This window comes from Pseudomonas sp. AO-1, assembly GCF_019775695.1.
In the GTDB taxonomy this organism is placed as follows: domain Bacteria; phylum Pseudomonadota; class Gammaproteobacteria; order Pseudomonadales; family Pseudomonadaceae; genus Aquipseudomonas; species Aquipseudomonas parakoreensis.
Genome location: NZ_CP079947.1, coordinates 3,169,881 through 3,189,900, shown reverse-complemented (window position 1 = coordinate 3,189,900; position 20,020 = coordinate 3,169,881). Strand labels below are relative to the sequence as shown.

The window sequence follows — 20,020 nt, the reverse complement described above, 5'->3', positions numbered from 1 at the left end:
AAACATAACCCTCTGTGGAGCCTTGCCCATGACTATCCGTTCCGTTATGTTCGCCGCCCCGTTGCTGCTGGTGACCGCGCTGTCTGCATCGATGGCGTTTGCCAACGGTGATGAAAGTGCGCCCGTGCAGAAACCCAATTGCCCCAAAGGCCAGGTCTGGGACAGCAAATCGCAGAAATGCGTGATGCAGACCAGCCGTGCCGTGCCGGATGCCGACCGTACCGATTACGCCTACAGACTGGCCAAGGACGGTCGATACGAAGAAGCCCTGGCCCTGCTCGACACCCTCAAACAACCGAACACCGCCAAAGCCCTCAACTATCGCGGTTACGCCACGCGAAAACTGGGGCGTACCGATGAAGGCATCGGCTATTACCTGCAATCGGTGAAACTCGATCCGCAGTACGCGCAAGTGCGTGAATACCTCGGCGAAGCCTATGTAATCAAAGGCCGCGTCGACCTGGCGCAGGAACAGTTGCAGCAGATCAAATCGATTTGCGGGACCTCTTGCGAGGAATACCAGGACCTGGCTGAAGCCATCAACGATTCATCGAAAACCTGAAACAGATAAAGGAACGCCATCATCGTCAGCGATCAGGCATTCAGAGCGGAACTCGGACAGCATCTGGCGCGACTGTGGCGCTACGGCCTGCTGCTGTCGCGCAATCGGCACGTGGCCGAAGATCTGGTGCAAGCCACCTGTGTGCGGGCGTTGGAGCGTGCCGGGCAATATGTGGCCGGCACGCGCATGGATCGCTGGTTGCTGAGCATCCTGCATTCGATCTGGCTCAATGAAGTGCGCGCCCGCCGGGTGCGTCAGGGCACAGGTCAGGTCGATGCCGACGGGCAACTGGCGTTCGACGGCGAATATGCTGCACAGACTCATGTAATGGCGGCGCAGGTGATCCGCCGGGTCGATGCGTTGCCGGAAACCCAACGCGAGACCGTATACCTGGCTTACGTCGAAGGCCTGTCCTACCGCGAAGTCGCCGAGATCCTGCAAGTGCCGATCGGTACGGTGATGAGTCGTCTGGCCACCGCGCGGCTGAAACTGGCCGAATACCCGCCGCTGCAAGCCGTGCCGAAAACCACCGGAGGTGACCACCCATGAACAAGCCCTCCGACGAACAACTGGTGGCCTACCTCGATGATGAGCTGGACCCGGCGTATCGCAATCAGCTCGACAGCGCAATTGCCGACGACTCGTTGCTCAGCCTGCGCGTGCAATGGTTTGAACGCAGCAGCCTGCCGTACAAGGATGCCTATGACGAACTGGCGCAACAGGCACCGCTGGAGCGTTTGCAGGCGCGCCTCGATGCCATCCCCGCCCCCCAGCGGCCTGGCCTGAGTCGACGCTGGTTCATCGGTGCGGCCGCCGCGAGTCTGCTGGCGGGCGGCGTGTTGGCCGATCGCCTGTTTCTCGCCTGGCAGTCACAGCAGGCGCATAACTGGCGCGCCTTGGTGGGCGACTATATGGCGCTGTATGTGCCGCAGACGCTTGATCATTTGCCGGGCGACGAAGCCAGCCAACGCGCGCAATTGCGTGCGGTTGACGCGCGGCTCGGTCTGAAGCTGTCACCGGCGCTGGTGAAGTTGCCGGGCGCCGAACTCAAACGTGCACAAATGCTCGAGTACGACGGCGTACCGATTGCGCAACTGACCTATCTGGACGCCAGGCATGGGCCGCTGGCCTTGTGCGTGACCCGCTCCAATAGCGGCAGCCGGCCACTGGCGCACGAACGGCGCCATGAAATGAACGTGGTGTACTGGGCCGAAGGCGAACATGCGTGGATGTTGATCGGGCACAACCCGGCGCCGGAACTGGAAGATCTGGCCAGGCGCTTGATCGAACGGTTGAGCGCATGAGAGTCGCTGCCACTATGCTGAGCGAGTGATTATCCAAGGAGGAACCACCGATGCAGATTTCACCCCGCAGCGCCCTGCTGGTCATTGACGTGCAGAACGACTTCATCCCCGGCGGCCAGTTGGCCGTGCCCGAGGGCGATCAGATCGTGCCGCTGATCAATCGCCTCAGCGGTCTGTTCAAACAAGTGATCATTGCCCAGGACTGGCACCCGAGCGGCCACGCGTCATTCGCCTCCAGTCACCCCGGGCGCAAACCGTATGAGGTGATTCAGTTGCCCTACGGCGAGCAGACCCTCTGGCCGGATCATTGCGTGCAAGGCAGCGCCGGTGCCGAGTTTCACCCCGACCTGAAACTGCCTCATGCGCAACTGATCATCCGCAAAGGCTGCAACCCGGACATCGACAGCTATTCGGCATTTCTCGAGGCGGACCGGCGCACCACCACCGGGCTGGCCGGATACCTGAAAGAACGCGGTATCGACACGGTGTACATGGTTGGTCTGGCACTGGATTTCTGTGTGATGTTCTCGGCGCTGGACGCGCGGGCGGCGGGGTTCAATACGTTTGTGGTGCTGGATGCCTGTCGCGCGATTGATATGGAGGGCTCACTGGCGACGGCCATGGAGCGGATGCAGACGGCCGGAGTTGGCTTGATTGAGTCGAATCAACTCATCTGACCCTGTAGGAGCTGCGGCACGCTGCGATCTTTTGATTCTGATTTCAAGAACAAGATCAAAAGATCGCAGCCTCGTTTCACTCGACAGCTCCTACAGTGGGTTGATGCTCAGCTTGCAGTGGGCAACCACAACCTGAACCGCGCCCCACCCAACGGCGAGCTTTCCACCGTCAGTGTCCCGCCCTGCGCCTCCAGCGCCCGGCGGCTGATGGCCAGGCCCAGACCAAAACCACCGGTAGCACGGTCGCGGCTGCGATCCAGGCGATAAAACGGCTCGAAAATTCGCTCCCGTTCATCATCCGGGATACCAATCCCATCATCGTCGACCCAGATTCCGCAGCCATCAGGGCTGACCTGCACGCCAATCTGAATGCGTTTCTCGCAATAGCGCATGGCATTGCGCAGCAGGTTCTGGATCGCCCGCGCGGTCAGGCGCGGATCCAGCGTGAAGCGTTCGAGCTGACCGTGCAGCAGCACATCAATGACGATATCCGGTGATTCCAGCTCTTCATCGACGCTGCCCAGAATGCTGTCGATGAACTCATCCAGCGAAACCTCAACCTGTTCCGGTAGTTGCGCCGGATTCTGCAGGCGGCTGTAAGACAACAGTTCCAGCACCAGTTCATCCAGTTCACGAATGTGCGCCACCAGCCCTTGCAGGCGCTCGCGACTGGTCGCCGGCAAATCATCGGACAGTGCCAGGGCCAGACCGAAATCCAGACGGGTCAGCGGCGTGCGCAATTCGTGAGACACCGCATTGAGCAGGTCGCGCTGTTGGTTGAGCAAATCCTCGATATCGCCGGCCATGGTGTCGAAGACATTGGCCAGGCTGCCGATGTTGGAGCTGGCGGGAATCTGCGTACGCTCGCTCAAGTGGCCTTTACCGAAGCGTTCGGCGGCCCCCTTGAGGCGCTCCAGATCACGCCAGTGCGGGCGAATCCACAACAGCAGGCAGGCGAGCATGGTCGCGCCGATCAGCACGTTGATGCTCCAGTACAACAGATTGACGTCCAACGGATCCGGCGGCACCACCATTTGCACCGCGACATCGTCGTTCAGCGGCGTGACCGCCAAGGTGCGCCATCCCCAATCACCAATGCGCACCACGTTTTCCCCAGCGCGCAGACGTGCCTGCTCGGGGGCGGTGAAACCGGCGTCGTCGATGCGCGCCAGAACGATGTGCAGCGGCTGGAAGTCTTTGTCCATCGACTGCGACAAGGCTGGCCACTGGTCCTGTGGCACCGCGTGAAACTGACGGGTGATCAGCGATTGCAGGCCGCGCGAGTAGTCGAGGTTGTAGGTGATGAAGCGCTCGCGGAACGCCATGATCACCAGATCCGGCACCAGATAGATCGCCGCGCTGTAGGAGACGATCGTCACCAGATACAGGCGAAACAGGATTCTGAACATCAGCTCAGCATTCCCATTCGGAACGGCTGAACAGGTAACCCTTGCCCCACACGGTCTTGATCTTGCGCGCCTCGCCCGCGTGGTCGTCGAATTTGCGCCGCAGCTTGGAAATCGCCACGTCCACCGAACGATCGGTGCCGTTGAACTCGATGCCGCGCAGGCGCTGCAGAATCTGATCGCGGCTCAGCACTTCACCGGCATGCCGGGCCAGCACCACCAGCAAATTGTATTCGCCACTGGACAGCTCTACCGGCTGCCCGCGCCAGGTCACGGTGCGCTCGGACAAGTCGATGCACAGATTGCCCATCACAATCCGGTCATTGACCGTCATCGGTTCACCGAGGCTGCTGCGCCGCAGCAAAGTACGCACCCGGGCCAGCAAAACCCGTGGCTCGCAGGGTTTGGTGACGTAATCGTCGGCGCCCATTTCCAGGCCCAGCACCTGATCGTGACTGTCGTCGCGAGCGGTCAACATCAGGATCGGCAGCGTCGCCGAATCGGCGCGCAGCAAGCGGCAGACCTGCAGGCCGTCGAGACCGGGCAGCATCAGGTCGAGGATCACCAGATCCGGCGGATTGATCCGTGCCCGCTCACGCACGTGATCACCACGGCCGATCACGCTGACGGAATAGCCGTTGCGCTCCAGGTAGCTGGAAATCAGTTCGGCGAGGGCGGTGTCGTCTTCGACCAGGAGGATGTTGGGCATGGGGGTGTTCCAGATATTGCTGTGGTGGATGTCAGACCCTCTTCGCGAGCAGGCTCGCGCCCACATCGATTTTGCCTCGTTCACAAAACCTGTGTGGGGGCGAGCCTGCTCGCGAAAGCGGTCCAACCGTCACAAAAGAATTCAAGGCGTAAAGGATATACGCCCTCACCCGTCCCTGAGTAAAACCCTTACACAATTTCACACAGCGCCTACAAAGCTTCACCGCTACCCTCGGCGTCTGGCCTTAGGATGCGGGCTTCAATATTGGGGGTGGTACATGTCGAAAAAACTTCTGGCCGGGCTCGGCCTGATCGCTGTTGCGTCGTTGCTGAGCGCCTGTGATTCGTCTTCGAAAGCCGAAGAAGAAGCGCCGCCGGCCACCGTGCGCATCGAGACCATCAAGGCCCGCCCCCTGTCGATCAGCAGTGAACTGAGCGGGCGCATCGCCGCACCGCGCATCGCCGAAGTGCGCGCCCGGGTCGCCGGTGTGGTGCTGCAACGAACCTTTCGTGAAGGCAGCGACGTGAAAAAGGGCGACGTGCTGTTTCGCATCGATCCGGCACCGTTCAAGGCTGACCTTGATAGTGCCGAAGCCGCGCTGCGCAAGGCCGAGGCCAACGCCTTTCAGGCGAAGTTGCAAGAGCAGCGCTATGCGCAGTTGATCGACGACAAGGCCATCAGCGCTCAGGACTACGACAACGCCCGCGCCAATGCCCGGCAAACCGCCGCCGATGTGGCCGCCAATAAAGCTGCAGTGGAACGCGCGAAGCTGAACCTCGGCTACGCCACCGTCACCGCGCCGATTTCCGGCCGAGTCGGCCGTGCTCTGGTTACCGAAGGCGCGCTGGTCGGGCAGAACGAAACCACGCCACTGGCGCTGATCCAGCAACTCAATCCGATCTACGCCGACCTTACCCAGTCGACCCGTGAACTCAACGAACTGCGCCGCGCATTCCGTTCCGGGCAGTTGCAGGCAGTCGGTCAGGATCAGGTCAAGGCCACACTGATTCAGGATGACGGCAGTCTCTACCCGTTACCGGGCAAGTTGCTGTTCAGCGACATCACGGTCGATCCAGGCACTGGCCAGATCATCCTGCGCAGCGAGTTCCCCAATCCCGATCTCGACCTGTTGCCGGGCAGTTTCATCCGCGTACGCCTGCAACAAGCGACCGTGCAGAACGGCATCACCGTACCGCAACGTGCGGTGCAGCGTGACAGCGCAGGTATCGCTCAGGTGCTGACTGTCGACGAGCAGATGCGCGTGGCGCAGCAACCGGTGCAACTGGGCGCAGTGCAAAACGACCGCTGGATCGTCACCGGCGGCCTCAAGCCCGGCGACCGTATTGTCATCGAAGGCCTGCAACACGCCCGTCCCGGCGAAAAAGTGCAGATCGACGACACCCCTCTTCCCCTTGCCCAGACTTCTGGTCAGTAAGCAGGACGCTCTTCTATGCCGCAGTTCTTTATCGACCGCCCGGTGTTCGCCTGGGTCGTCGCCCTGTTCATCCTGTTGGCCGGTGCGCTGGCCATCCCGCAATTGCCGGTGGCGCAGTACCCCGACGTCGCGCCGCCACAAATCGAAATCTATGCGGTGTACCCCGGTGCCTCGGCGCAAACCGTCGATGAAAGCGTGGTCAGCCTGATCGAAGAAGAGCTCAACGGCGCCGATCACCTGCTGTACTTCGAATCGCAGAGCAGCCTCGGCAGCGCGACGATCAAGGCCACGTTCCAGCCGGGCACCAACCCGGAACTGGCCCAGGTTGATGTGCAGAACCGCCTCAAAGTGGTCGAGTCGCGCCTGCCGCAAGCGGTCAATCAGCAAGGCCTGCAGGTGGAGAAAGTCTCCGCCGGCTTCCTGCTGCTGATCACCCTGACCTCCAGCGACGGCAAACTCGATGACGTAGCGCTCAGCGATTACCTGGCGCGCAACGTGATGAACGAAATCAAACGCATCGACGGCGTCGGCAAGGCCCAACTGTACGGCGCTGAACGCGCGATGCGGATCTGGATCGATCCGCAGAAGCTGATCGGTTTCAACCTGACCCCGGCCGACGTCAACGCCGCCATCGTCGCGCAGAACGCCCAGGTATCGGCAGGCAGTATTGGCGATTTACCCAATCCGTCTACGCAGGAAATCACCGCGACCATTCTGGTCAAGGGTCAGTTGTCGACGCCGGAAGAATTCGCCGACATCGTGCTCAAGGCCAACCCCGATGGTTCTACCGTACGCATCGGCGATGTGGCGCGGGTCGAGATCGGCAGTCAGGAATACCAGTTCGGCACGCGTCTGAACGGCAAGCCGTCCACCGCTGTTGGCGTGCAATTGGCCCCGGGGGCCAATGCGCTGGCGACCGCCACGTTGATCCGGGCGAAGATGGACGAGCTGTCGCGCTACTTCCCGGCCGGCGTCGAATACAAGATTCCCTACGACACCTCGCCATTCGTCAAAGTCTCGATCACCAAAGTCGTCTACACCCTCGGCGAAGCGATGCTGCTGGTGTTTGCGGTGATGTTCCTGTTCCTGCAGAACATTCGCTACACCCTGATTCCGACGCTGGTGGTGCCGGTGGCGCTGATGGGCACCTTCGCCACCATGCTCGCGCTGGGTTTCTCGATCAACGTGTTGACCATGTTCGGCATGGTGCTGGCGATCGGCATTCTGGTGGACGACGCCATCGTTGTGGTGGAAAACGTCGAGCGGATCATGGCCACCGAAGGCTTGTCGCCAAAAGACGCCACGCGCAAAGCGATGAAGCAGATCACCGGGGCGATCATCGGCATTACCCTGGTGCTGGTGGCGGTGTTCATTCCGATGGCATTCATGCAGGGTTCGGTGGGCGTGATTTACCGGCAGTTCTCGCTGTCGATGGCGACGTCGATCCTGTTCTCGGCGTTCCTGGCGCTGACGCTGACGCCTGCCTTGTGCGCCACGCTGCTCAAGCCGATTGCCAAGGGCGAGCATCATGAAAAGAGCGGCTTCTTCGGTTGGTTCAATCGCCGCTTCGAGCAACTGACCGATCGCTATCAAGGCTGGGTCGGTTACGCGCTGAAGCGCAGCGGACGTTATCTGTTGATCTATGGCGTGCTGCTGATCGGCATGGGGTTGTGCTTCGCGCGGCTGCCCTCCTCGTTCCTGCCGGTCGAGGATCAGGGTTACACCATCACCGATATTCAGCTGCCGCCGGGCGCGAGCAAGAACCGTACGGTGCAGGTGGTCGAGCAGATCGAGGCGCACAACGCCAGTGAACCGGGGGTGGGCGACAGCACGGTGATTCTCGGCTTCAGTTTCTCCGGTAGCGGGCAGAATGCGGCACTGGCGTTCACCACCCTGAAAGACTGGTCGGAACGCGGCAGCGACGATTCGGCCACTTCGATTGCCGACCGCGCCAACATCGCCCTGAGCCAGATCAAGGACGCCATCGCGTTTGCGGTATTGCCGCCACCGGTTGACGGTCTCGGTACTTCCAGCGGCTTCGAATTCCGTCTGCAGGATCGCGGCGGTCTCGGTCACGCGACGTTGATGCAGGCGCGTACCGAATTGCTCGCCGCCGCCGAGAAAAGCCCGATCCTGATGAACGTGCGCGAAAGCGCGCTGGCCGAAGCGCCGCAGGTGCAACTGGAAGTGGACCGCAAGCAGGCCAACGCGCTGGGTGTGTCGTTCGCCGACATCGGCAACGTGCTGTCCACCGCCGTGGGTTCTTCCTACATCAATGACTTCCCCAATCAGGGGCGCATGCAGCGGGTGGTGGTCCAGGCCGAAGGCGATCAGCGCAGTCAGGTCGATGATCTGCTGAAAATGCACGTGCGCAATAACGCCGGGCACATGGTGCCGCTGTCGGCGTTCGTCCAGGCGAAATGGACCCAAGGCCCGGCGCAACTGACCCGTTACAACGGTTACCCGGCGATTGCGATTTCCGGCGAACCGTCGCCGGGGCACAGTACCGGTGAAGCGATGGCAGAGATTGAACGACTGGTCGCCCAAGGGCCGAAAGGCCTGGGTCAGGAATGGACCGGGCTGTCGCTGCAGGAACGGTTGTCCGGCAGCCAGGCACCGATCCTGCTCGGCCTGTCGCTGCTGATTGTGTTCCTGTGTCTGGCGGCGCTGTACGAGAGTTGGTCGATTCCGACCTCGGTGCTGCTGGTGGTACCGCTGGGCGTACTCGGTGCGGTGCTGGCGGTGACCTTGCGCGGCATGCCCAACGACGTGTTCTTCAAGGTCGGGCTGATCACGATCATTGGTCTGTCGGCGAAGAACGCGATCCTGATCATCGAATTCGCCAAGAGCCTGTATGACGAAGGCCACGACCTGATCGATGCAACGTTGCAGGCAGCGCGCCTGCGTCTGCGACCGATTGTCATGACTTCGCTGGCGTTCATCCTTGGCGTGGTGCCGTTGGCCATCGCCACTGGCGCCAGTTCGGCGAGCCAGCAGGCGATCGGTACCGGGGTAATCGGCGGGATGATCACGGCGACCCTGGCGGTGATTTTTGTGCCGTTGTTTTTCGTGGTGGTCATGAAGCTCGTCCAACGCTTCAGCAAACACCCTTGATCCCACTGCAGGAGCTGCCGCAGGCTGCGATCTTTTGATCTTGATAGAACAGAATCAAAAGAATCGCAGCCTGCAGCGCCTACAAAAGCACGATAGCGTGCGCTAAGGTGCAGGGATCGATCATCACTGTGAATCCCCATGCGCTTTCTCGCCCGCACCCACCCTCGCCTGTCCGCCGCCGCTCTGGTTGGCCTTGCCACCGGCCTGCTGGTTCCTGCCGAATCCATCGTCGGCAAAATCCTCATCGGCTGGAATACCGGCGTCTGGACCTACCTGATCCTGATGTTCTGGTTGACCGTTCGGGCGAAGGCGCCGGACGTCAAACGTATTGCCGTCATCGAAGACGAAAACGCCGGGCTGGTGCTGTTCGTGGTGTGTATCGCAGCCCTGGCGAGTCTCGCCGCCATCACCCTGGAACTGGCCGGCACCAAGGATCTGGATACCCATCGCAAACTTCTGCATTACGCCTTCACCGCCGTCACCGTGGTAGGTTCGTGGCTGGTGATCGGGGTGATCTTCTGTGTGCACTACGCACGCCTGTTTTACACCTGGGACGGCAAGGAACCGGCCCTGCGTTTTGCCGAAGGCCTGACCACGCCCAATTACTGGGACTTCCTGTATTTTTCCTTCACCATCGGCGTCGCGGTGCAGACGGCCGATGTCGGCGTGGCTACCCGCGACATTCGCAAGATCGTCCTGGCGCAGTCGTTGATCGGGTTTGTGTTCAACACCGCGATTCTGGGCTTTTCGATCAACATTGCTGCCGGCCTGTTTGGCTGAGCATTGCGCAGATACCTCAATAACGCTAAGCACCGCCCGTCGGCGCCACGTTGAAGTACCACGCGCATTCACTTGACGGAGCGTCGGCTTCTGGTGTTTCCTGAAACCGGTTTCAGCGCCATCACGGCGCACGAAACGAATAAATCCAATAATAAGGTTTCACACCGTGAACGACTTTTCCGCCGCCCAGCGCAGCCGCGTGACCATGCTCGATGTTGCCGAACGCGCCGGCGTGTCCAAGGCCAGCGTCTCGCGCTTCATCGGCGATGACCGCGCCCTGCTCTCCGACGCCATCGCCCTGCGTATCGAGCAGGCGATCAGCGAGCTGGGTTACCGCCCGAACCAGATGGCCCGTGGTCTGAAACGCGGGCGCACGCGCCTGATCGGCATGCTGGTGGCTGATATCCGCAACCCTTATTCGATTGCTGTAATGCACGGGGTGGAAACCGCCTGCCGTGCGCATGGCTACAGCCTGGTGGTGTGCAACACCGACCGCGATGACGAGCAGGAACGCCAACACCTGGCGTTGTTGCGCTCGTACAACATCGAAGGGCTGATCGTGAACACCCTCGGTCATCACCGTGACGAACTCCACGAACTGCACCGGGAAATGCCGCTGGTGCTGGTGGATCGCAAGGTCGATGGCCTCAATAGCGACATGCTCGGGCTGAACAACGCGCAGGCTGTCGAGATGGCCCTGACGCACCTTGAGCAGCGCGGCTATCGCGATGTGTTGATGGTGACTGAACCTTATGACGGCACCAGTTCGCGGATCGAGCGGGTCAGCAGTTTTCAGGCGCAGATTGCCCAGCGTTCCGAATTGACCGGGGCCGTGCTGGAAACCGGCGACACACTCGCCACTGATCTTCAAACCTTTTTGAACACACCGGCTACCGGGCCTAAAGCACTGTTCTGCGCCAACGGCGTGGCGGCGCTGGCCTGCACCCTCGCCTTGCGTGAAATCGGCTGCGGGCTATTCGCGGATGTCGGCCTGATTGCCCTGGATGACCTGGATTGGTACCCGTTGATGGGCAGCGGGATTACCGCCCTCGCCCAGCCAACGGCCGAGATTGGCGCGCGGGCGTTTGAGTGTCTGTGGAAGCGTTTGCGGGGGGATGTCGAGATCCCACGCAGACTCGATTTTGCCCCGGTGCTGATTGAGCGCGGTTCTACCCGAGGGAACGGTGGTGTTTGAGCTGACGCCTTCGCTGGCAAGCCAGCTCCCACAGGTTTTTGTGGTGTTAATGCAATCCATCCAATACCCCCAGAACCTTGTGGGAGCTGGCTTGCCAGCGATGCGGCCCGAAAGGCCATCACAGAACCACCTGATTTTTTTTGAACAAAAATGAAACCGGTTTCAGAGGCAGATAACAATGAATAAACCCGCCGTTTCCATCAGCCTGTCCAGCTACGGCGCCGAGCTTGTGCGCCAACGCGGGCAAGATTTCTTCATCGACGTGCTGGCCGCCGCCGGTGCCGATCGCATCGAATGGCGCGAAGAGTTGCTGACCCGCGAAGTGCCTGCACAATTGCAAGCCGCCACCCAGGCGCAGGGTCTGCAAAGCATCTATTCGTCGCCGACCGAACTGTGGCTCGCCGGTCAGGCGCGGCCCAATCCCGAATTGATCAACGCCCTGCAACACGCCCAGGCGTTTGGCTCAAAATGGCTGAAAGTCTCACTCGGCTATTTCACCGACAACTGTGATTTGCAGGCGCTGCAGCAACTGCTGGGCAACAGCCCGGTGCAGCTACTGGTGGAAAACGACCAGACCTTGCAGGGCGGCCGCATCGAGCCGTTCCAGCGCTTTTTCGCGGCGGTCGAGCAGCATGATTTGCCGATCAAGATGACCTTCGATATCGGCAACTGGCAGTGGCAGGACCAGTCCGCCGCCAACGCCGCACGTCTGCTCGGACGGCATGTCGGCTACGTGCACTGCAAAGCCGTGGCCCGGCGCGCCGACGGCAAACTGGTCGCCGTGCCGCCCGCCGTCAGCGACCTGCATTTGTGGGAACAACTGCTGCGGCACATGGCCCAAGGCGTTATGCGCGCCGCCGAATACCCATTGCAGGGCGATGACCTGGTGGCACTGACCACCGAACATGTCGCCGCCCTCGCCCGCCTTGGCCAATCGCGTCTGGAGCCTGCCCATGTCTGAGATCGATATTCTGTCGTTCGGTGAAACCATGGCGATGCTGGTCGCCGAGCAGACCGGTGATCTGGCGGCGGTCGAACATTTTCACAAACGCATTGCCGGCGCCGACAGCAATGTGGCGATCGGCTTGTCGCGCCTGGGTTTCAATGTGGCGTGGCTGAGCCGGGTCGGCGCCGATTCCCTCGGCCGGTTCGTGGTCCAGACCTTGATCGAGGAAGGTCTGGATTGCAGTCACGTCGCGGTCGATGACCAGCACCCGACCGGTTTCCAGTTCAAATCCCGTAACGACGATGGCAGCGACCCGCAGGTCGAGTATTTCCGCCGTGGCTCGGCGGCCAGTCGTCTGTCCGTCCAGTCGATCACCGATACCTTGCTCAGCGCCCGTCACCTGCACGCCACCGGGATTCCACCGGCACTGTCAGCCAGCGCTCGGGAAATGTCGTTCGAGCTGATGACACGCATGCGCCATGCCGGGCGCAGCGTGTCGTTCGACACCAATCTGCGCCCGAGCCTGTGGGCCTCTGAGCAAGAGATGATCCGCGAAATCAACCGCCTCGCCGCCCTCGCCCACTGGGTACTGCCGGGTTTGAGTGAAGGTCGCTTGCTGACCGGCTTCGAAGACCCGGCGGACATCGCCGCGTTCTATCTCGATCAGGGCGCTGAAGCCGTGGCGATCAAGCTTGGGCCGCAAGGCGCTTATTACCGCACGCAACTGGATCAGGGGTTTGTCGCCGGAGTACCGGTGGCCAACGTGGTCGACACCGTGGGTGCGGGCGACGGATTTGCCGTCGGCATGATCAGTGCCCTGCTTGAACATCAGAGCTTTGCCGAGGCGGTGCAACGCGCCAACTGGATTGGCAGTCGGGCGGTGCAGAGTCGTGGGGATATGGAGGGGTTGCCGACCCGGTCCGAGCTCATCGCTGAATTCCAGTCCGCCATCGCTGGCAAGCCAGCTCCCACAGGGTTCGGCGGTGGGAATGCAATAGTCGACTTACCCGAGATACCTGTGGGAGCTGGCTTGCCAGCGATGAGGCCCGCTCAGACAACCCATTAATTGAACCTGCTGCGACAAAAACAACAAGCTCAGGAGCAACACCATGAAAACCACAACCCTCGCCGCCCGCCGCTGGTGGTACATCATGCCGATCGTGTTCATCACCTACAGCCTGGCGTACCTCGATCGTGCCAACTACGGCTTCGCCGCCGCGTCCGGCATGGCCGCCGACTTGATGATCACCCCGGGCCTGTCTTCATTGCTCGGGGCGCTGTTCTTCCTCGGCTACTTTTTCTTCCAGGTGCCCGGGGCGATCTACGCGCAAAAGCACAGCGTGAAAAAACTGATTTTCTTCAGCCTGATCTTCTGGGGCGGGCTCGCCACGCTGACCGGCGTCGTGTCCAACGCCTATTGGCTGATCGTGATTCGCTTCATGCTCGGCGTGGTCGAAGCCGCAGTAATGCCGGCGATGCTGGTCTACCTGTGCCACTGGTTCACCCGTGCCGAGCGCTCGCGGGCCAACACTTTTCTGATCCTCGGCAACCCGGTCACGATGTTGTGGATGTCGGTGGTCTCGGGCTATCTGGTGCAGCACTTCAGCTGGCGCTGGATGTTCATCATCGAAGGTTTGCCGGCGGTGCTCTGGGCGTTTATCTGGTGGAAACTGGCCGATGATCGTCCGGCTCAGGCCAAGTGGCTGAGCGCGCAGGAAAAGCACGATCTGGAAAGCGCTCTCGCCGCCGAACAGGTCGGGATCAAAGCGGTGAAGAACTACGCCGAAGCCTTCCGTTCGCCGAAGGTCATCATTCTGGCGCTGCAGTTTTTCTGCTGGAGCATTGGCGTCTACGGCTTCGTGCTGTGGCTGCCGTCGATCCTCAAGGCCGGCGCGCAAATGGACATGATCGAAGCCGGCTGGCTGTCGGCGCTGCCGTATCTGGCGGCGGTGATCGGCATGCTCGGGGTGTCGTGGGGCTCGGACAAGCTGCAAAAACGCAAACGCTTCGTCTGGCCGCCGCTGCTGATCGCCTCCATCGCGTTCTACGGCTCCTACGCCTTGGGCGCGGAACATTTCTGGTGGTCCTACACGCTGCTGGTGATCGCCGGCGCCTGCATGTACGCGCCGTATGGGCCGTTCTTCGCCATCGTTCCGGAGATCCTCCCGGTCAACGTTGCCGGTGGGGCTATGGCGCTGATCAACAGCATGGGCGCGCTCGGTTCGTTCGGTGGCTCGTACCTGGTCGGTTATCTGAACAGCTCCACCGGTTCGCCCGGCGCTTCGTATTTGCTGATGAGCGGCGCGTTGCTGCTGTCGGTGGTGCTGACGATTTTTCTCAAGCCCGGCGCCAGTGATCGTGTCGTGGCCAAAGCCGTTGCCACGCGTCCCGTGCCGGCGCATTCCTGAAGAGATTTTTGCCCATGAAAAAGCAAGTCGTGCTGTACAAGAAACTGTCGCCAGCGCTGATGGCGCGCCTGCAACAAGCGTGTGAAGTGACGCTGATCGAAAGCCTCGATGCCGACGGCCTGATGAAGCTGCGCGACGCCTTGCCGAGCGCCCACGGTTTGCTCGGTGCCAGCTTGAAACTCGACGCCGCGCTACTCGATCTGGCGCCGCAACTGCAGGCGATTGCCAGCGTTTCGGTGGGCGTCGACAACTACGACATCGACTACCTGAGCCGACGCAAGATCCTTCTCAGCAACACCCCGGATGTGCTCACCGAGACCACCGCCGACACTGGCTTCGCCCTGATCCTCGCCACGGCCCGGCGCGTGGTGGAACTGGCGAACATGGTGCGCAGCGGCCAGTGGCACCGCAACATCGGCCCGGCACATTTCGGCACCGATGTGCACGGCAAGACCCTGGGCATCATCGGCATGGGTCGCATCGGCGAGGCGCTGGCGCAGCGCGGGCATTTCGGTTTTGGCATGCCGGTGCTTTATCACAGCCAGTCGCGCAAACCGGCAGTCGAGGCGCGTTTTGACGCGCAGTACCGTAGCCTTGAAGCGCTGCTGCAAGAGGCGGATTTCATTTGTCTTACCTTGCCGCTGACCGCGCAGACCGAAGGTTTGATCGGCGCCGAGCAATTTGCGCTGATGCGCCCCGAGAGTATTTTCATCAATATCTCTCGCGGCAAAGTGGTGGATGAAGCAGCAATGATCGACGCGCTGCGCCATCAACGGATTCGCGCGGCGGGGCTGGATGTGTTCGAGCGTGAACCGCTGAATCATGACTCGCCGTTGTTGCAGCTGAATAATGTGGTGGCAACGCCGCACATGGGTTCGGCGACGCATGAGACGCGGGAGGCGATGGCCAGGTGTGCGGTGGACAATCTGCTGGCGGCTTTGGCTGGGGGGAAGCCGGCTAATCTGGTGAATCCGGCGGCTTGGCAGGGCTGAAACAATCGCCGACGGAGAGTCCGTCTTCGCGAGCAAGCTCGCTCCCACAGGGTTCAGGTTGCACATAAAACTTTGTGCCCCCCCCCCAACTCACTGTGGGAGCGAGCTTGCTCGCGAAGGGGCCAGCCTCGACAACACAAACCATCAGGCACTGCGCGCCTGCAACAACTGCACCGCACACAACGCAATCCGCGCACAGGCATCCGCCAACTTCACCCTGTCCAGCACCAGCCCGATGCGAATATGCCCCGCCGCACTCGGCCCGAACGCTTCACCGGCCAGCACCGACACCCCGTAACCTTCCAGCAGCCGCTCGGCAAATGCCTGCGCACCAAACCCGGTCTGGCGCACATCGACCATCACGAACATCCCGCCATCCGGGCGAATCGGTTGCAACCCCGGGCAGCCGCGCAAATGCTCGCAGACCAGATCGCGGCGCAAACGATATTCCTCGCGCATCTGTGTCACCTCCGGCAGATCGCTGTGCAGCGCAATCTCCGCCGCTTTCTGCACAAAATCCGGTAGGCCAAAAAGCATGCTCAACGACAGGTTCACCAGATGCTCGGCCAGCGCTTTCGGCCCGATCGACCAGCCGATGCGCCAACCGGTCATGGCGTGGGATTTCGACAGACTGTTGATGGTCGCCGTACGTTCGGCCATGCCCGGCAGACTCGCCGGGCTGATGTGCTCGCCCTCGTAAAGCAGATCGCTGTAGACCTCGTCGCTGATCAGCCACAAATCGTGACGCATGCAGAGCGCCGCCAGTTCCTGCCAGATCAGCAGGGACAGGCTCGCGCCGGAAGGATTATTGGGACTGTTGAGCAACATCGCGCGGGTCTTCGGCGTGATCCGCGCGGCGACATCGGCGGGATCAACGCGAAAGCCGTTTTCCGGCCGTACCGGCACCGGCACCACCGTCGCGCCGCACGCGCCGAACACACCCTCGTAGGTCACGTACATCGGCTCGGCGACGATCACCTCGTCACCCGGATCCAGCAGGCATTGAGCGACCGAATACACCGCGCATTGCGCGCCGGGCAGCACGATCACGTGCTCGGCATCCACCACCTGACCGCTGCGCCGCTGGTGGCGAGCGGCGATCAGCTTGCGCAGCGCCAGTCGGCCACGCACTTCGGAATAATGCGTATCGCCGGCCAGCAGGCTGTCGATGGCACTGTGGATGATCGGCAGCGGCGTGTCGAAATCCGGATCACCCACACTCAGCAGCAGAATGTCGACTCCCTCGGCGCGCAACGCCAGCGCGCGGTCATGAATCTGCCAGGCCGCTGCACCCTCCCCGGCGATGCGTTGGGTCAAGGCTGAATAGCGCATGTACGTCTCCTGATGGCGCGGTCTCCAGCCTTCACCCTAGGTCAAATCGCAAACCGCGCCACCATCGCATTCAAATCCACCGCCAGACGCGACAGTTCATGAGTCGCGGCGCTGGTCTGGTTGGCCCCGGCGGCCGATTGCGTGGCCAGATCACGGATGTTGACGAGGTTGCGGTCGACCTCACGCGAGACCTGCGCCTGTTCTTCCGAGGCGCTGGCGATCACCAGGTTGCGTTCGTTGATCTGATGGATCGACTGGGTAATCTGCTCCAGTGCCACGCCAGCGGCACGAGCCATTTCCAGGGTGGTCTGGGTGCGCTGGTTGCTTTGCTGCATCGACGAAACGGCTTCACCGGTGCCGTTCTGAATACCGGCGACCATTTTTTCGATTTCCTGAGTCGACTGCGCGGTGCGATGGGCCAAGGCACGCACTTCGTCCGCCACCACCGCAAAACCACGCCCGGCCTCACCGGCACGCGCCGCTTCGATCGCCGCGTTAAGGGCCAGCAGGTTGGTCTGTTCGGCGATGGCGCGGATCACGTCCAGCACCTTGCCGATGTCACGCCCCTGCGCAGCGAGGCCCTCGATCATTTGTGCAGTGCTCTGCACGTCATGGGTCATGGTCTGGATCGCGTCGACGGTTTTCACCACTTGATCGCGCCCTTCGCGGGCGGCCTGGGTCGACTGGTTCGACGCTTCGGAGGTCGACACCGCGTTGCGTGCCACTTCTTCCACCGCGGCGGTCATTTCGTTGACGGCGGTGGCGGCTTGTTCGATCTCGTTGTTCTGCTGTTGCAGGCCACGGGAGGCTTCTTCGGTGACCGCGCTGAGTTCTTCGGCTGCGGCGCCCAATTGAGTGGCGGAGCCGGCGATCTGTTCGATGGTTTTGCGCAGATTGGTCTGCATCGTCGACAAGGCTTGCAGCAATTGTGTGGCTTCGTCTTTGCCATCCACTTCAATCGACTGGGTCAGGTTGCCGCCAGCGATGGTTTGCGCCGCCTGCACGGCACGGTTCAGCGGGGTGACGATGCTGCGGGTCAGCAGCAGGGCCAGCAGGACGGTAGCGAGCGCCGCGACAACAGCCACAATGACGATGCCGGTAATGGCGCTGTCGTAGTGCTCACCGGCCTGCGTGGAGGCGACTTTCGCGCCTGCAGCGTTGATTGCGATCAGCTTGTTGAGCTGTTCGCCCATCTGGTCGGTACCGTCCTTGATCCGCGTGTTGATCAGGGTGCGCATCTCGTCAACCTTGTCCTGGCGCGACAGCTCCATCATCTGGTTTTGCGCTTGCAGGTAGTTGTCGAGTGTGGTCGCGAACGTCTGGTACAACGCACGCTCCTCACCGTCTGCCGGCAACGCGGCATAACTGGCCTGAGCACTGCGCACCTTGTCCACCAGCACGCCGATGCGGGTTTGCGCTTCTTGCAGGCCTGCCGGGTCGCGGTTGACCAGAATCCGGAACGACAGGATCCGCAGGCGCAGAACATTTTCCGTTACCACGCCAAGGTACGTGACGCTGGGCAGTTGATTGGTCTCCATGTCGATGGAGGCCTGGCGGATGGTCGACATGCGGTTGACGGCGAACACACCAAGGACAATCACCAACAAGGCGATAAAGGCAAAACCGAGGAAAGCACGAGGCGCGATATTCAGGTTACGCAAGGACATGGTTGGACTCTCGGATAGAGGTAACTGCGAGCGTCCTTGCCGTCATCACTGGCCCTTGAGCGGGATCAGTCCGGCGTCACTGTTCGAGGGAATCTGTGTGCGCCTGACCTCTGTATCGGCTGGGCTTTAGGAAGATTTCGTGTAAAGCAGAAATATTTTTCAAGGTGTTTCAACACTGAAACACTCACACGCCCCTGTAGGAGCTGCCGAAGGCTGCGATCTTTGGATCTTGATCTTTAAAAACAAAATCAAAAGATCGCAGCCTTCGGCAGCTCCTACAGGGTTTACTCAGGATTTCGCTGCCATCCGCCAGACCCGGGCGATGTCCGTCGCCCGCTCGCGCAACAAGCGTGGAGCTTCGGCACACGCCTGCTCCAGGGTCATCGGGCCGCTGGTGACTGCGAATGCGGCGTCGATGCCATGCTCGTAGAGCTCCTGATAACCCTCGCCGAGCGTGCCGGCGATGACAATGACCGGGACATTGTGTTTTTTGGCGATCCGCGCCACACCAAACGGCGTTTTGCCGCGCAGGGTTTGCGCGTCGAACCGCCCTTCTCCGGTGATCACCAGATCGGCGCCGTTGACCGCTTCGGCCAGCCCCACCAACTCGGCCACCACTTCAACGCCAGCCTGAAATTGCGCACCGAGAAACGCCTTGGCCGCAAAGCCCAATCCCCCAGCCGCACCGCTGCCCGGCTCATCGCGAACGTCTTTGCCCAACGCTTGCGCGCAGAGTTCGGCGAAGTGACCGAGGGCCTGATCCAGTTGTTGCACCTGTACCGGTGACGCGCCCTTTTGCGGGCCGAAAATCGCCGAAGCACCATGCGGCCCGCACAGTGGATTGTTGACGTCGGCGGCGATGTCGAAGCGCACTTGGGCCAGACGCGGATCAAGCTCGCTCAAGTCCAGCCGCGCCAGTTGCGCCAAGGCCAGGCCGCCCGGTACCAGCACCTGACCTTGTGCATCGAGCAATTTCACCCCCAGCGCCTGCATCGCGCCGGCGCCGCCATCGTTGGTGGCGCTGCCGCCAATGGCCAGAATCACCCGTTGCGCGCCGGCATCCAGTGCGGCGCGAATCAGTTCACCGGTGCCGAAGGTGCTGGTGATGCAGGCATCGCGCTGCCCCGTAGGCACCAACTGCAAACCACTGGCCTCGGCCATTTCAATGATCGCGGTGTGGTTGTGCGGCAGCCAGCCCCACGCCGCATCGACCGGAGTGCCCAGCGGCCCGCGTACCCGAGTCCGGCGCAGTTCGCCTTCGCAGGCAGCAAGAATCGACTCCACCGTGCCCTCGCCGCCGTCGGCCATCGGACATTTGACCAGCGTGGCGTGCGGCCAGACTTGCGCCAGGCCCAGCTCAATGGCCTCGGCAACGCCTTGGGCACTCAGGCTGTCCTTGAACGAATCGGGGGCAATGACGATCTTCATGCGAATTCTCCAGTTCCAATGCGCTTCATGCTGCCAGTCGGCACGCGCATTGACGCCTGTCCGCT

The 20,020-nt window shown here is 61.5% G+C and carries 17 protein-coding genes; 12 read left to right on the top strand and 5 right to left on the bottom strand.

Features of this window, described 5'->3' with window-relative positions:
• Positions 1-28 precede the first annotated feature (28 nt).
• The 4 genes from KVQ82_RS14565 (at position 29) to pncA (ending at position 2,543) form a co-directional block, all read left to right on the top strand.
• Complete coding sequence (locus KVQ82_RS14565) at positions 29-562, top strand: tetratricopeptide repeat protein (RefSeq protein ID WP_108182663.1); 534 nt, start codon at positions 29-31, stop codon at positions 560-562.
• 90 nt (positions 563-652) lie between these two features.
• Positions 653-1,111: a sigma-70 family RNA polymerase sigma factor gene (locus tag KVQ82_RS14560; protein WP_260688120.1), complete on the top strand. Its 459-nt coding sequence runs from the start codon at positions 653-655 to the stop codon at positions 1,109-1,111.
• Positions 1,108-1,866 carry a transcriptional regulator gene (locus KVQ82_RS14555; protein WP_222019257.1) on the top strand — a complete coding sequence of 253 codons (759 nt, stop codon included), beginning with the start codon at positions 1,108-1,110 and terminating at the stop codon, positions 1,864-1,866. Before KVQ82_RS14560 ends, KVQ82_RS14555 begins: the two co-directional genes overlap by 4 nt.
• A 50-nt stretch (positions 1,867-1,916) precedes the next feature.
• Positions 1,917-2,543 carry a bifunctional nicotinamidase/pyrazinamidase gene (gene pncA / locus KVQ82_RS14550; RefSeq protein ID WP_041063738.1) on the top strand — a complete coding sequence of 209 codons (627 nt, stop codon included), beginning with the start codon at positions 1,917-1,919 and terminating at the stop codon, positions 2,541-2,543.
• 107 nt (positions 2,544-2,650) lie between these two features.
• Here pncA and KVQ82_RS14545 read toward each other — a convergent pair whose 3' ends face one another.
• Both KVQ82_RS14545 and KVQ82_RS14540 read right to left on the bottom strand, forming a co-directional pair.
• Positions 2,651-3,952 (bottom strand): ATP-binding protein, encoded by a 1,302-nt coding sequence (locus KVQ82_RS14545; protein ID WP_222019256.1) that lies wholly within the window; start codon positions 3,950-3,952, stop codon positions 2,651-2,653.
• A gap of 4 nt (positions 3,953-3,956) precedes the next feature.
• Positions 3,957-4,658 carry a response regulator transcription factor gene (locus KVQ82_RS14540; RefSeq protein WP_041063735.1) on the bottom strand — a complete coding sequence of 234 codons (702 nt, stop codon included), beginning with the start codon at positions 4,656-4,658 and terminating at the stop codon, positions 3,957-3,959.
• Between the two features lie 277 nt (positions 4,659-4,935).
• On the opposite strand from KVQ82_RS14540, the gene KVQ82_RS14535 reads away from it, so the two are divergent.
• The 8 genes from KVQ82_RS14535 (at position 4,936) to KVQ82_RS14500 (ending at position 15,528) form a co-directional block, all read left to right on the top strand.
• Positions 4,936-6,093: an efflux RND transporter periplasmic adaptor subunit gene (locus KVQ82_RS14535; protein WP_222019255.1), complete on the top strand. Its 1,158-nt coding sequence runs from the start codon at positions 4,936-4,938 to the stop codon at positions 6,091-6,093.
• Positions 6,094-6,108: 15 nt separating this feature from the next.
• Entirely contained in the window at positions 6,109-9,207 is a 3,099-nt protein-coding gene (locus KVQ82_RS14530; RefSeq protein WP_108182657.1) for an efflux RND transporter permease subunit, read from the top strand.
• 138 nt (positions 9,208-9,345) lie between these two features.
• Positions 9,346-9,987 carry a DUF1345 domain-containing protein gene (locus KVQ82_RS14525; RefSeq protein ID WP_222019254.1) on the top strand — a complete coding sequence of 214 codons (642 nt, stop codon included), beginning with the start codon at positions 9,346-9,348 and terminating at the stop codon, positions 9,985-9,987.
• A 166-nt stretch (positions 9,988-10,153) separates the two neighbouring features.
• Positions 10,154-11,182, top strand: a complete 1,029-nt coding sequence (locus KVQ82_RS14520) for a LacI family DNA-binding transcriptional regulator (protein ID WP_313902823.1) — start codon at positions 10,154-10,156, stop codon at positions 11,180-11,182.
• A 178-nt stretch (positions 11,183-11,360) separates the two neighbouring features.
• Positions 11,361-12,143: an AP endonuclease gene (locus tag KVQ82_RS14515; RefSeq protein ID WP_222019253.1), complete on the top strand. Its 783-nt coding sequence runs from the start codon at positions 11,361-11,363 to the stop codon at positions 12,141-12,143.
• A complete protein-coding gene (locus tag KVQ82_RS14510; protein WP_222019252.1) occupies positions 12,136-13,194 on the top strand; it encodes a sugar kinase in 1,059 nt (352 codons plus the stop codon). The genes KVQ82_RS14515 and KVQ82_RS14510 overlap by 8 nt, the downstream gene beginning before the upstream one ends.
• Before the next feature lie 43 nt (positions 13,195-13,237).
• On the top strand, positions 13,238-14,536 hold the full coding sequence (locus KVQ82_RS14505; RefSeq protein ID WP_222019251.1) for an MFS transporter: 1,299 nt from the start codon (positions 13,238-13,240) through the stop codon (positions 14,534-14,536).
• Between the two features lie 14 nt (positions 14,537-14,550).
• Positions 14,551-15,528 carry a D-glycerate dehydrogenase gene (locus KVQ82_RS14500; RefSeq protein ID WP_222019250.1) on the top strand — a complete coding sequence of 326 codons (978 nt, stop codon included), beginning with the start codon at positions 14,551-14,553 and terminating at the stop codon, positions 15,526-15,528.
• 144 nt (positions 15,529-15,672) lie between these two features.
• Here the strand turns inward: KVQ82_RS14500 and KVQ82_RS14495 are convergent, their stop codons facing one another.
• The 3 genes from KVQ82_RS14495 to KVQ82_RS14485 form a co-directional block, all read right to left on the bottom strand.
• On the bottom strand, positions 15,673-16,860 hold the full coding sequence (locus KVQ82_RS14495) for a pyridoxal phosphate-dependent aminotransferase (protein WP_222019249.1): 1,188 nt from the start codon (positions 16,858-16,860) through the stop codon (positions 15,673-15,675).
• Between the two features lie 41 nt (positions 16,861-16,901).
• Entirely contained in the window at positions 16,902-18,527 is a 1,626-nt protein-coding gene (locus KVQ82_RS14490; RefSeq protein WP_222019248.1) for a methyl-accepting chemotaxis protein, read from the bottom strand.
• Between the two features lie 288 nt (positions 18,528-18,815).
• Positions 18,816-19,955 carry a glycerate kinase gene (locus KVQ82_RS14485; RefSeq protein ID WP_222019247.1) on the bottom strand — a complete coding sequence of 380 codons (1,140 nt, stop codon included), beginning with the start codon at positions 19,953-19,955 and terminating at the stop codon, positions 18,816-18,818.
• Positions 19,956-20,020 lie beyond the last annotated feature (65 nt).

Bases quoted from the DNA above. Each gene is read 5' to 3' on its own strand.
- KVQ82_RS14565 (WP_108182663.1), top strand. From the start codon at position 29: ATGACTATCCGTTCCGTTATGTTCGCCGCCCCGTTGCTGCTGGTGACC.
- KVQ82_RS14555 (WP_222019257.1), top strand. From the start codon at position 1,108: ATGAACAAGCCCTCCGACGAACAACTGGTGGCCTACCTCGATGATGAG.
- pncA (WP_041063738.1), top strand. From the start codon at position 1,917: ATGCAGATTTCACCCCGCAGCGCCCTGCTGGTCATTGACGTGCAGAAC.
- KVQ82_RS14545 (WP_222019256.1), bottom strand. From the start codon at position 3,952: ATGTTCAGAATCCTGTTTCGCCTGTATCTGGTGACGATCGTCTCCTAC.
- KVQ82_RS14540 (WP_041063735.1), bottom strand. From the start codon at position 4,658: ATGCCCAACATCCTCCTGGTCGAAGACGACACCGCCCTCGCCGAACTG.
- KVQ82_RS14535 (WP_222019255.1), top strand. From the start codon at position 4,936: ATGTCGAAAAAACTTCTGGCCGGGCTCGGCCTGATCGCTGTTGCGTCG.
- KVQ82_RS14530 (WP_108182657.1), top strand. From the start codon at position 6,109: ATGCCGCAGTTCTTTATCGACCGCCCGGTGTTCGCCTGGGTCGTCGCC.
- KVQ82_RS14525 (WP_222019254.1), top strand. From the start codon at position 9,346: ATGCGCTTTCTCGCCCGCACCCACCCTCGCCTGTCCGCCGCCGCTCTG.
- KVQ82_RS14515 (WP_222019253.1), top strand. From the start codon at position 11,361: ATGAATAAACCCGCCGTTTCCATCAGCCTGTCCAGCTACGGCGCCGAG.
- KVQ82_RS14510 (WP_222019252.1), top strand. From the start codon at position 12,136: ATGTCTGAGATCGATATTCTGTCGTTCGGTGAAACCATGGCGATGCTG.
- KVQ82_RS14505 (WP_222019251.1), top strand. From the start codon at position 13,238: ATGAAAACCACAACCCTCGCCGCCCGCCGCTGGTGGTACATCATGCCG.
- KVQ82_RS14500 (WP_222019250.1), top strand. From the start codon at position 14,551: ATGAAAAAGCAAGTCGTGCTGTACAAGAAACTGTCGCCAGCGCTGATG.
- KVQ82_RS14495 (WP_222019249.1), bottom strand. From the start codon at position 16,860: ATGCGCTATTCAGCCTTGACCCAACGCATCGCCGGGGAGGGTGCAGCG.
- KVQ82_RS14490 (WP_222019248.1), bottom strand. From the start codon at position 18,527: ATGTCCTTGCGTAACCTGAATATCGCGCCTCGTGCTTTCCTCGGTTTT.
- KVQ82_RS14485 (WP_222019247.1), bottom strand. From the start codon at position 19,955: ATGAAGATCGTCATTGCCCCCGATTCGTTCAAGGACAGCCTGAGTGCC.